This is a genomic window from Bradyrhizobium sp. LMG 9283 (assembly GCF_045571415.1).
GTDB lineage: Bacteria > Pseudomonadota > Alphaproteobacteria > Rhizobiales > Xanthobacteraceae > Bradyrhizobium.
The window spans coordinates 7,311,167-7,323,506 of record NZ_CP120691.1; the positions used below are offsets into that span (position 1 = coordinate 7,311,167).

At 59.3% G+C, this 12,340-nt stretch carries 7 protein-coding genes and 2 pseudogenes; 4 read left to right on the forward strand and 5 right to left on the reverse strand.

Annotated elements, in window-relative coordinates; translation table 11 throughout:
* Positions 1-6 precede the first annotated feature (6 nt).
* Both P6U29_RS34160 and P6U29_RS34165 read right to left on the reverse strand, forming a co-directional pair.
* On the reverse strand, positions 7-1,071 hold the full coding sequence (locus P6U29_RS34160) for an ABC transporter substrate-binding protein (protein ID WP_407114634.1): 1,065 nt from the start codon (positions 1,069-1,071) through the stop codon (positions 7-9).
* A 410-nt stretch (positions 1,072-1,481) separates the two neighbouring features.
* Positions 1,482-2,012, reverse strand: coding sequence for a 3-hydroxyacyl-CoA dehydrogenase family protein (locus tag P6U29_RS34165; RefSeq protein ID WP_407114635.1), 531 nt, complete (start codon positions 2,010-2,012; stop codon positions 1,482-1,484).
* A 738-nt stretch (positions 2,013-2,750) separates the two neighbouring features.
* Here P6U29_RS34165 and P6U29_RS34170 point away from each other — a divergent pair.
* From P6U29_RS34170 to nodU, 3 genes and pseudogenes are all read left to right on the forward strand, one after another.
* Entirely contained in the window at positions 2,751-2,948 is a 198-nt protein-coding gene (locus P6U29_RS34170) for a hypothetical protein (protein ID WP_407114636.1), read from the forward strand.
* A 180-nt stretch (positions 2,949-3,128) separates the two neighbouring features.
* On the forward strand, positions 3,129-3,404 hold the full coding sequence (locus P6U29_RS34175) for a hypothetical protein (RefSeq protein WP_407114637.1): 276 nt from the start codon (positions 3,129-3,131) through the stop codon (positions 3,402-3,404).
* Positions 3,405-4,320: 916 nt separating this feature from the next.
* Positions 4,321-5,984 (forward strand): annotated as a pseudogene (gene nodU / locus P6U29_RS34180) (nodulation protein NodU).
* 835 nt (positions 5,985-6,819) lie between these two features.
* Here nodU and P6U29_RS34185 read toward each other — a convergent pair.
* The 3 genes from P6U29_RS34185 to P6U29_RS34195 all read right to left on the reverse strand — a co-directional run bounded on the left by P6U29_RS34185 (position 6,820) and on the right by P6U29_RS34195 (position 10,011).
* Positions 6,820-6,942, reverse strand: a complete 123-nt coding sequence (locus tag P6U29_RS34185) for a hypothetical protein (RefSeq protein ID WP_407114638.1) — start codon at positions 6,940-6,942, stop codon at positions 6,820-6,822.
* Between the two features lie 493 nt (positions 6,943-7,435).
* The gene (locus P6U29_RS34190) at positions 7,436-8,731 is read right to left on the reverse strand and encodes an amidohydrolase family protein (protein ID WP_407114639.1); all 1,296 of its coding nucleotides are present in this window, start codon (positions 8,729-8,731) and stop codon (positions 7,436-7,438) included.
* A gap of 584 nt (positions 8,732-9,315) precedes the next feature.
* Complete coding sequence (locus tag P6U29_RS34195; protein WP_407114640.1) at positions 9,316-10,011, reverse strand: nitroreductase; 696 nt, start codon at positions 10,009-10,011, stop codon at positions 9,316-9,318.
* 699 nt (positions 10,012-10,710) lie between these two features.
* Here P6U29_RS34195 and istA point away from each other — a divergent pair.
* Positions 10,711-12,078 (forward strand): annotated as a pseudogene (gene istA / locus P6U29_RS34200) (IS21 family transposase); the annotation flags it as partial.
* Positions 12,079-12,340: the final 262 nt, after the last annotated feature.

Consider the following 12,340-nt stretch of genomic DNA (forward strand, 5'->3'; position numbering starts at 1 on the left):
TCCAGTCTATTTCGCTAGCCAGACGTTGAAGCGCTGGCGCAGCTCGTCGCCCTTGTTAGCCCAGAAGGCGGTGTCGCTTTCTAGAGCACTGAACGCATGATCGGGCGCATTGGGAAGGTTAGGCAGGATCGCCGGATCGACAAGTGACATCCCGTCCTTGTTGCTAGGACCGTAGGGAATGTAGCGCGAAAAGTGGGCCTGCGCCTGGGCTGAAGTGGCGAAGGCGATGAACTTGTAGGCAGCGTCCCGATGCGGACTGCCATTGGGAATCGTCCAGACGTCCGAGCTCCACGTGTGGCCAGCCCACACGACCCCGAAATTCTTGCCGGAGTTCTTGACCGCATCGTAGATGCGGCCGTTCCAAGCCGAAGTCATGACGACCTGGCCGTCAGCTAGTAGCTGCGGCGGCTGAGCCCCTGAGGTCCACCAGACGACGTGCTTCTTGATCGTGTCGAGCTTCTTGAACGCGCGATCGATGCCCTCGGGCGTGTTGAGGACCTTGTAGACATCCTTGACGGCCACCCCATCGGCAATCAGTGCCCATTCGAGATTGCCATAGGGATTCTTCCACAGTCCGCGCGTGCCGGGAAATTTCTGCGTGTCGAACAGGTCGGCAATAGTCTTCGGACCGTTCGCCAGCCTGTCTTTGTCATAGGCAATGACCGTGGCAGAGATGCTCGCCGGCACCCCGCAGTCATACTTGTCGCCGCCCACGAACTTGGTTCGATCGAGACCCAGCTTCTTCCAGTCAAGCGTTTCAATGATGCCCTCGGCGCACATTTGCATCGCCGAGCGCGGATCGGTGTCGAGCACGTCCCAACTCACGGTCTTGGACTCGACCATGGCGCGGATTTTGGCGATCTCGCCGTTGTACTCGTCTTCCGTGACCTTGATCCCGGCCGCGCGAGAGAAGGGCTCGAAAAGCGCCTTGCGCTGGGCCAACTGAAGGGCCCCGCCCCAGGAGACGATCCTAAGCTGATCGTCTGCCAACGCAGGCTTTAACGTCACCAATGCGCCCGCCACCAAGGCTGTGGCGGTCATGGCGCTGAGCATTTTCGAAAATTTCGTCATCTTAATCATCCCCTGCTATGCCTTTCCAGTGGAAACGGCGTTGTCAGAATGCCGCTCCCCGTGTCTCGGCGCCAATGTTGCCGTCAGCACGCATCGAGTGCTGGCATAGGCTCCTCTCGCTGGTGCTTCTCCCGCTACTACGCCGTCGCCGACCACCGGATCATATTGACGGATTGCAGCTTGTTGAGCGCGCGCGGGCACGAGTGTCTGGACAGGCCTGCATGAGGCCTGCGAGCAAATCGTCCATTATTTCTCCGCCCGCGCTTCTTTCTGCGAGAGTCAACAGAAGTTTTATCTTTCATGGAAACATTATCGGCCTGCTAGAGCTGAATTTGATCAATGTGGCTGCTCCGGTCGCCGAAATCCTGCGCCAACTCGGGTCAATGCGAAGGTATATGCCGGCCACGCTCTCATGGCAGGCAGAAGCAGACGGCATGGCGGTCGACGGGAAAGTCGTTATTCAGCATGATGGGCCCTCGTTGAGGGCCAAGCAGCGAGCAAGTGGCCTCATTGCCCATCCGATCACTGAAACGAATCTTCTCGGTCAGAGGCTGGCATTTGGGTTGCGGTTCTCGTCGGTCGCGGTAGCCAGCACCATTTTTCTGGCGAAGCGTTCCACCACGCAGAGCACCTCGAGAACTGCGGAGTTTTTCGATCTCCTCCATCACCCACCCGATATCGGGGCCCGTGAGCTCGTTCATCTGAAACAGCCCTATGTGGAAGCCGAAGTCGTATAGCGCGCGATCGACGTCGCAGAGCATTGCGCCCTCGAGAACCGTCTTGTTCGCGTCGCGCCCGCGGATTGAGAGCACCCGCTTGGATATGAAGCCGGAGCAGACGCCTTCCAGAACTGCTACCTCGCCGATCCGCTTGATTAGTTTCGTTGAAGCGGCAATCACGTCGCTGGCCGTGTGACCGCGTCTCACCTCGACGAGCTTCATGATTTGGCCGGGGAGAAGAAGTGAAGGCCGATGACGTCCTGCGGCCGCTTGGTCACCGAGGCGATCCCGTCGATGTTTAGCCAATAACCTCCAGCAAAGCTGGAAATTTGAATGGGAACCGCCAAAGTTGGTATTAAGCGATGATTAGAACGGTAGATCGGATGTTGGCCGGTTCATGAAACACCTAGCCCGGATGCCGCTTTGTCTTGCCGAGCAGCAAGTTGTTGCGGTACTTCGGCTCAAACACGACATGGTACTCGCACTCTACTTCGCGTGACTAAGAGATTGAACTCTGCTTCCATCATGGTCTCGTTGAGAGTTTTTGGCGGTTCCCCAAGGAGATTTCATGACATCGGACTTCCTATCTTGCCCCGCCATAGGCGGGGCTTAGCAGGGTCGGTAGAAGCGTACTTCTGCGCTCATCAGTTAATTGACTTCTGCGTGGACCGACGAAGCCACTCTGGGCGGTTCAATGCGCCGCTTGCTCTCGCCGCCGGTTTGGAAAGAAGTGAAGTGCGTTGCGACACATGATCCGCTCAATGAGGTTGGGGGCTGGGGGCTGGACCGGCAGACCGTGAGCAAAGGGCTGCGGCGTTTTGTGGAGCAGCGACTGGCCGGGCTGCACGATGAACCGCGCTCGGGCCGCCGCGCACCATTGACCATGCCCGTATCGAAACCGTGATCATGAGGACGCTGGAAAGCTGCCCCGAAAACGCCACCCATTGAAGCTCTCTCGGCATGGCGAAGGCCCGCAGCCTGTCGGTGTCGACGGTGCAACCCATCTGCCGGGCCTTCGGGCTCCAGCCGCACCGGCTGGGGAAATTCAAGCTCTCGACCGATCCGAAGTTCGTGGCCAAGGTGCGCGATATCGTGGGGGCTTTACGTCTCGCCGCCGCCGGAGCATGCCATCGTTCTGTGTGTCGACGAAAAGTCTGAGATCCAGGCGCTGGACCGCAGTCAGCCGATGTTGCCGATGCGTCCCGGCCAGCCGGCCCGAAGAAGCCACAACTACAAAAGGCGCGGCACTACATCGCTGTTCGCCGCCCTCGTCATCGCGACGGGACGGGTCATGGGCAAGTGCTCCGGCGGCACCGCGCCGCCGAGGTTCGCAAGTTCTTGGATGAGATCGACGCCGCCGTGCCGCGCGAATTCAACTCCATCTCGTCATGGATGTATGCCACGCATAAGACCCGGTTGATCCGGCGATGGCTGGCTAAAAAGTCGCGTTGGCATGTGCACCTGACTCCGACCAGCTCGTCATGGCTCAATCAGGTCGAGCGCTTCTTCGCGCTTCTCACAAGAAGATCAGGCGCGGCGTGCGTCTATCGCAGTGTCGCCGCCCTCAGGGGTGACATCGACCGACACAACGCCGATCCCAAGCCGTTCCGATAGACCAAATCCGCAATGATATCCTTGCCTGGATCGAGCGCTTCTGCCGATGCAATGCCCCGGCAGAACACGACGCAATGTTCGAACTTTTGGTTCAGGACACTAGGTCGTGCGTATTTCCAGTGTCTCAAGATCAAGCAGGTCGACGACACCGCGCAGGTGAGTCGGAAGCGCCAACCGGCTCCCGCACCGGAGCTCCTCTCGTTCTAGGTCAGGGCGCAGGATCTCCGCACTCGTCTTCGAGTGGGAGCGGAGCTCAATTCCGGCCGGACCGTTGGCGTGCGCTCGCAGGGCTCCCCCGTGAGCATCGCGATCTGATCTCCTGAGCAAAACTGTGATCTGCGTGCAGCATCGGTACAGCTATAAAGGCTCCGCCGGTCAGGGAACGAACCGGTCGGCTATCCCTTCGTTGGCTACGTCACGCGGGGCGCCGCCAACATGGATGCGTCTCACTCTACTCTGTCGCGCTCCAGCCTATCCGATTTGGTAGCTGCCTTAGCGACGTAGCAAGTGCTTTAGCTTGTTTGAACCAAGAGGAACGATTGAGCTGCCCCGTAAGATTTGTACAGAACCTCCAGTTGGGCTTGATGTCGTCAAGGAGCCCATGTAGGCGGCCGGCTGCGGGATCTCAGCGCCGTGGCTTGGGCCGTCTTCCGGCGGGCCAGCCAATGCCTTCAGCTCAGCCCGTTCCTCATCGCTTACGATTAGGAGTGCAAGTTGCTGCGCCATCGAATGCCCCATTACTGTTGTCCCGAAAGACATGGCAAAACGATGCGACACTAACGAAATCTAATAAAGCGAACTTGTGCCTCAGTACACAAGGCTGCGTCATCAACGAAGGCGGCTATTTGTTAGTCCCGCTTTAGGAGTCGGATTGATCTTGAATCAATTGACTGCCGACGTTTGACATGGAGGCACTATGCGCATCTGCGGTATCAAACTGAGGCATGACGGAGCGATCGCGCTTGTCGAGGACGGACGGCTTATCTTTTGTGTCGAGCAGGAGAAGCGGGGCAACAATCGACGATATCAAGCCATCGATAATCTCGACGCCATTGTCGCCGCCTTGGCTGAGCACGGTCTAGATCCGCGCGAAGTTGATCAGTTCGTCGTCGACGGTGGGTGGTGGAGGGAGGGTTTTCAGGTCCTCAGCGGGGCGGAACCTGTCAGTCTCAAGTGGGCGCCGTATGTTGAACGACATGCCGAGGACGTTCTTACTTCACGCGACGGCATTGGCCTGATGCTCGACGGCAGGTCCTTCCCTTATAGAAGCTACCCGCACGTCACAGGCCATTTGGCCTCAGCATACTGCACCAGCCATTTACCAAAGCCGGTCAATCTGCCTTTTGCCTGGTATGGGATGGCATCATTTTTCCACGTCTCTACTACGTGGACCCCTGCGGCGCTCGGTTCATTGAATGCCTGTTTCCGTTGATAGGGCAGGTCTACGCCGCCGCGGGCGATCACTTCGGACCCTATACGGACCGCTCCAGCTGGGACGACATAGGTGTTGCCGGCAAGCTGATGGCCTATATCGCTCTGGGATCTGCTGATGAAGAGATCATAGCTATGTTTCGGGAGCTCTACGACGAGGGCTTGGCTGCCGACCCAGAGCACGCTCGCCGTTACCATGCGGAGAGCAGCGTGGAAGCCTCACTTGCGGCTATCCACAACTTCTTCCGCGCGAGCGCGCTGCGATTGAAGGCCAGACGCCCCGAAGATGTACTTGCATCTTTTCATTCTTTCGTCGAGCGTCTCCTCATCCACGAGATGACGACCATTTTGCAGCGGCATTCGGGTTTTCCGGGATCGCGCAATTTGTGTATAGCCGGAGGCTGCGGCCTTAATATCAAATGGAACAGCGCACTACGTGGTACCGGCCTGTTCGATGCTGTCTGGGTGCCGCCCTTTCCGAATGACAGCGGGGCGGCAATCGGTGCCGCTTGCTCCGCAATGGCGGCGGGCAGCGGCTTCGTCCCGCTGGAATGGTCGGTCTACAGTGGCCCCGCCCTGATACGCAGCGATGTGCCGTCCGAATGGGAGGCTGCGCCGTGCAGCATGCCTGAACTTGCGACCATCCTCGCGAGCAATAAGCCCGTGGTTTTCCTCGCCGGCCGCGCGGAGCTTGGACCACGGGCATTGGGTGGCAGAAGCATTCTGGCAGCCGCGACATCGGCGGAAATGAAGGATCATCTCAACGACATCAAACTTCGCGAGCGCTTCCGGCCAGTGGCGCCTATATGCCTAGAGGATCGTGCGCCGGATATTTTCAGCCCAGGAACGCCGGATCCTTATATGCTGTTTGATCACGAGACACGAGCGGAATGGCGGGACAAGATCCCCGCCGTTGTACATCTTGACGGATCTGCGCGATTGCAGACAATTCCTAGAACCTCTCAGCACAAGGTCGCGGAGCTCCTTGTCGAGTATGAAAAACTCACGGGCATTCCGCTGCTTTGCAATACGAGCGCCAACCACCATGGACGTGGATTCTTCCCGGATGTCGCATCGGCCTGCCAGTGGGGATGTGTTGAGCACATATGGTCCGACGGACTGCTGTGGGCCAAAAAGGCTCACAGGTGAGCTATCGCCGGTCGATCGTGTTTTTCAAATGCGCGCGCAAGAGCGCCATTGCGCGTATGGTCTAGGCATGCTCGCGCCGAACATGGACAAAATCATTGCGTCCGGCAGCCAGTGCCGGCGCGCGTTTGGGCATGCCGGCGCATCGGCGTACTCCCAAGTTCGGCGGCCCTGAACCCGAGTTCACCGTACGCGAGGACCTGCTGGTGCTCGGGCGCTAGACTAGTGTCGCGAGTCACAAGTTCGCAATTGTAGATTCGCACTAGATTCGGGTCGCTGTGGCAGAGGTGGCGGCTGCAACAGCGACGGAGGATCTGATGGCAGCCCGGCAACTTGCGGCCACCCATTGGAGCTCTCTCGGCATGGCAAAGGCCCGCAGCCTGGGATTCCATTGACCCGCCAACGACCGGCAAAGCGACCGCAATCAAGAGTTCGAGTTTGGACGGGTTCAAGGCATCCGGTTCTTGCGGCGAACTTGCGGCGAACTTGCGGCGAGGTTGCCGCTCACCGCGTTCGGGTGCCCGCACCCGCTTGCCGAGGTGCTCAACCGGGCGGCCGGTGAGTGCGAGACGGCGATCTAGCCTCACCTTCAATCGCTAAGGTCGAGAACTTGGCCGCTCACATTTCACTCCGCTGCTCCGCGCTACTGATCTCTTCAGCCGCTGAGGAACGTATTCGGCCTCGTGCACTACAGTAAGACTCTATAACGTAATGCGCGCGAGTACCCGATCGATACGGACGCGCCGAAGGTGGGGATCAATCATCCGGCCACGCACGGGATTGTCTCGCGGCGTGCTGCTCGACATCGCTCGGTTGAGGGGGTACACCGCCTGACGGCTCAGTATGCGATCACGATCGACGACTTGAATGCCAGCGCCGAGAAGAAACGCGTTAGCATCGAGCCGGCGGGCACATCGGCAATCCGGTACTTCATCCGGGACCAGACCCGCATCCGGTTCATGGGATATCAGCACGGACTGAGCTACACCTGTGGCCGAGTGGGTGGGCGCCAACTCACCGGCGGTGGTGGCCGCCGACAGCGACGCCATGGAGATCGTGCACGCGGCGGGCATTTTCGATGGCCGAAATCCTGCGCCGATGGGGACAGAACGTGTGGACTAAGCCTGTAAGGCACGAGGAGCCATCCGAGCTTCTTCCGGATGTCGGAAAACTTCACAAGGCGTTGTTCATGCCTAGGTAGGCCTCTCGTTACTGCGGCGCTGTCGACTACCGGATCACGAAGTTTTTCTTGATGGAGGAGCGGGCGGTCGAAATCGCAGAAATCGGCGACCCGCTCATTTCGAGGCTATAGAACGTGCGTACGGATACTTGCAGCGGACAGTAAACCGTCGATGTGAGTCGCAAACCCTCGCTACTCCGGCGCTCAACGCCCACGCTCCACTGAAGCGCGCTGGTCCCGATGATCTCGCATTCATTTATCGATGCGCCGCTTGCTATCGCCGCCGGTTTGGAAAGAAATGAAGTGCGTTGCGATACATGATCCGCTCAATGAGGTTGGGGGCTTCCTCGCGGGCGATCCAGCCATCGGCGACTAGTTGCGAGAGTACCTGCGCGATTCCACGGCGGGCAATGCAGGCATGGCCATAGATTGGCTCGACAGCGGCATAATCGCCGCCGAAGGTGAAGATCTTGTTGGTCGGAACCGCCAGCAGAAACTCCTTCAGGAAGCGGATGCTCGCGGCTGGGTTGATAATCCACGCCCAGCACATGTCGATCGCCGCGTTCGGATAGTGTTTTGCCAGCGCGATAAACTCCTGCTCGTATGGGTAGCCGATATGCATCATGACGAAGCGAGTCTCAGGGAAATCCTGCAGGAGACGACAGAGATCGGCGGCGTTGTCGCGAACGCGGGCGAGTTGCATTAAGCCGCGACCACCCAGATAGCCGGTGTGCAGCTTGACCGGCAGGCCGCACTCACCAGCCTTGCCGACACAGTAGCGAAATAAAAAATCCTGCAGCCCCTTGAGATCCTCAGAACCTAGGCCGTGCCGCACTTTACCGACATGGTGCAGAAATAGCCGCGACGCATGCGCCTTGGCGACCGGCGCGAAATCAAGCGGGCGCGAATAGGCAATCTGGCATTTCACCGCCACGGCTCTGGGACCATACGTGGCGAAATAGAAGTCTATGATATCGAGCCATTCATCAAGTGTCGTCGGCTGCTTGCCTGTTTCGCCCTCCACGCGGGCAAGGTCAGCAATGCTGCACCGGCAAAATTCGAGGATACTGAGATCCTGCGCGAGTAGCGCCGGCTGCTCGGTCTCCAGGAAGATCCGCTGCAAAGAATTGACGTGACAGCTCTCGATGTTCGCAAGACGCAGGATATTTGCGTAGAAGCCGGGCCGCACGGTCTCGCGGTATTTTTCGGCGATGCGTGGCAGGCTCTCGGCAGTCAGATCGTCCTCACTGTACAGGCCGCGAAGCGTATGTCGCACCGCCTGAGCATAGCCGGTGTGGCGGATGCGGTCCCAGTAGGGTGCGAGCAACTGGTATTTTGCCTCGCTCGAAAGATCCGGCTCGAAGAGCCTTTGCAGGTCGGCGGCCGGCATCCCCGCAACCCCCAGATCGTTGGCAACGTAGTAGCTTAATAAATAGGTCCAGTCGTCGCAAGGCAGCAACGGATCAATCACGCCGGAGACGCGCTGGCTTTCCTCGATTAGATGCTCGTGGGTGTCCACGAACGGCGTCTCTTCGACCCATTGCGTGATCTGTCGGTCAGATTTCGTCATTGTCTTTTCCTTGGTCCCTCGAAAATCCGGCAGATCGTCGCTTCGAGGGGCAAGGAGAACGGAGCCCCTCGACGAAGATCTGTTTTTTCAAGGAAATATTATCGGCCGTCAGGGCAGACTTTCTTTAATGTGGCGCTCTCGTCAGCCGAAATACTGCGCTGAAACTGCGCTCACGGAGTGCGCGGCGCGTTCGGTCCCCTCGGGCGGAGCATCTGCTCGATCAGTCAGCCGCGAGGCCTCAAGCTGCTCGCCGCCGGTCGCGCTCAGCCGCATTGATTCCGGGGGAGTGCTCCTCCCCGGATTCACTCTGTTACATCAGCAGTCGCGCCGCCTTTGCGCTCGGCGAGTCAACTGAATTGTTTAACTGAAAAAACAATGCCAGGACGTTGGCCGCAACCTTTCTCCAGTCAACGGAAGTTCTATTTTGGGGCTAACAACTTCTTTTCGAGATCAGCAGGCAACTGGATGTCAGTTGCAGGCGCAAGCGCGTAGTGATCTGCGACTGCAGCGACGATGAGTAGATCATGCCTTCTCCGACACATCGACAGCGCCAGTACGGATATCTCTCGCCAAGTATGGCAGCATTAATCATGGAATCTCGCAGCGTCATCGATCGCAACGCGCGTGGTTCGATAGCTATTAGCCTTATGGGCGCCGTCCGCGTACCCGAAAGAAATCCCGCAGACAATCCGCCGATTTTCGTTGAGACTGAAATGTTCGCGCACGACATCACTGTACATTGCAAATGCAGCCTGCGGAATTGTTGCGACCCCGACCGCTTGCGCCGCCAGCATAAAGCTGTTCACATAAGCGCCGCAGTCTAGAACGGCATATGCACCGAGCGCCTCCTCATAATGAACAATTGCGGTATGAGGTGCGCCGAAGAAGTTGAAATTTTCAAGCGCCTGTTTCCATCGTGCCGCGGTGTCATCCCGTTGAATGCCAATGGCGTTGTAGAGCTGATAGCCACACTCACGTCTTCGCTGCAGATAAACGCCCGGAAACTCTTGGGCAAACGGGATATCCTGGACTTCGGCTCTCCCACTTGAAGCCGCGGCATACATTGTGTTTCTGAACCGCTGCGTGGCCTCTCCCGAAGTAACCTCAACCTGCCAGGGCTGTGTGTTATATCCTGACGCCGTCCTCTGAGCGACGGCAAGAATTTGATCTATTAGATCGCGGGAAACAGGCCGCGGCAGAAACGCACGGCAGGAAAACCGCCCGGCCAGCAACTCATCGAGAATTTCAATCGGCCGCTGAGTGTCGGCAATCGTGCACACTAGATTCTCCACACGAAGCAGTCGGCGTTCCTGCTGCCCGAACCTATACGGAACAGGCACGAACATTTCGAAACTAACCGAGCTTAATTTAGGACCGACGCCGCTCTAAGAGAATGGCTGATTTTCGCATTATCTGGCAGTAATTGTGCATTAACTTCTTCAGCGCTGCAGCTTTTCTGCCGTGCAGAGAAGTCTTCAACGAATGCCCGACATCCTAACGTATTCGCGCCGGATCGTGTAAACGCCGGTCTTCGCCATCCCAAGTGAAGCTTCAGACGAAGTTTGCCAAAGCAATGCTGGCGTCCGCGAAGCCGCGCCTTTGCACTTTTTCTCGTCCGTACTTGGCATATAACGCGAGAAATCGGCATCACTATCGCGAAGCTCTTACGATGGCACTCAGTTCATTCTAAATCGCTTGTGAAGCCCCTGTGCCGTGTCGGCGCGAGAAGGAGCCTGCGGATGCCGCTCGATGTCGCCCAGCATTCCGAGATGATCTCGCCCACCATTCCGACTTGAAGTCGCCCACCCGCTCCGAGTTGATGACCACCATTCCGACTTGAAGTCGCCCACCCGCTCCGAGTTGATGACCACCATTCCGAGATGATGTTGCCAAGGTGACGAGCCTCTTCTGGCTCCCATAGGGTCAAACCTTTCGGCTTTTGCTAAGTGGGGCCTTGGATGCCGACGGAGAGGCTTGCGATGCGCCGTGTGTGCGATGTGATCAGGATGAAGGCGGCTGGGCTGCCGAGCCGCGAGATTGCGCGGCGGATGGGCGCGGCGCCCTCGACAGTGCGGTTGATCATCCGGCGGTTCGAGGCCGCAGGCCTGAGCTGGCCGTTGCCCGACGAACTCACGGACGCGGCCCTGGAGGCCCGCCTGCTCGCCAAGACCGGCAACGGCAACCGGCAGGGTCACCGCCGCATCGCCGAGCCCGACCGGGCGACGGTGCACCGCGAGCTCAAGCGCAAGCACGTGACGCTGTCGATCCTGTGGGAGGAGTACATTGCCGTCGAGCCCGACGGATACCGGTACTCGCGCTTTTGTGAGCCTACCGCCTGGGAGAGGCGCCTGTCGGTGACGATGCGCCAGTCCCACGCTGCCGGCGACAAACAGCGCGGGCGACGGCGCGCCGGCGGTGGTCGACCGCCTCACCGACGAGCGGAGGACGGCGCAGGTTTCGTTGCCGTGCTTGGAGCGTCGAACTTCACCTATGCGCAGGCGAGGTGGACGCAGGGGCTTGCCGATTGGATCGGCGCCCACGTCGGCACCTTGGGGGGTGATCGACGGCGTGCCGGCGCTCTTGGTGCCTGACAACAGCAAAGTCGCAGTCATCAAGGCGAGCCTCTATGACCCGCAGATCAATCGCACTTATGTGGAGACGGCGGCGCATTACGGCACGGCCGTCTTGCCGGCGCGACCGCGCAAGCCGCGGGACAAGGCGAAGGTCGAGCAAGCAGTCCTCATCGTCGAGCGCTGGCTCGTCGGTCGCCTCCGCGCATCCCATCTTCTACAGCCTCGCCGACGTCAATGCGGCAATTGGCGAGTTGCTCGCCAGGCTCAACGAGGAGCGGCCGATCCGGCGGCTCGGCCTGACGCGCCGCCAGCTGCTCGAGGAGATCGACCGGCCGGCGTTCAAGCCGTTGCCGACGAGCCCCGACGTGCTCGCCGAGTGGCAGATCCGCCGCGTCAGCCTCGATTGCCACGTCGAGGTGGAGAAGCATATACACCGTCCCGCATCGCTTCGCGCGTACCGAGGTCGAGGTGCGGTTCACCGCCCGCACCGTAGAGATCTTCCACAAGGGCGAGCGGATCGCCGCGCATCAGCGCATGAGTGGCAATCACAAACACATCACGGTGCCGGAGCACATGGCCTCAAGCCATCGGCGCTACACCGGCTGGACAATCGCGCGCATCCGCCAAGACACTGCCGCGATCGGGCGGGCGACCAGCGCGGTGTGCGTAGGCGCACGCGGTCTGATCGCGATGGTTCGCACGCCGCGCCGTCTGTTGGCTGATCGAGCCTACGACGCCAGGAGCCAGCGCGACGAATTGGCCGTACGCCGCATCAAGGCCGTGATCCCGCCAAATCCGACCCGCAAGCATCCACATCGGTACGATAAGGCCGCTTACAAAGGCCGAACGTCATCGGGCGGATGTTCTGCCGTCTCAAGGACTTCCGCCGGATCGCAACCAGATACGAAAGGCGCGCCCATCTTCCTGCGTGCAATTCTTCTGGCCGCCGCGATCACTTCGTGGATCATCCGGACCCTAGCGCGGTGCGCCTCCGACGCAGCCGCTGCCTTGAAGTCCGATCCCGGTGCAGAAGTAA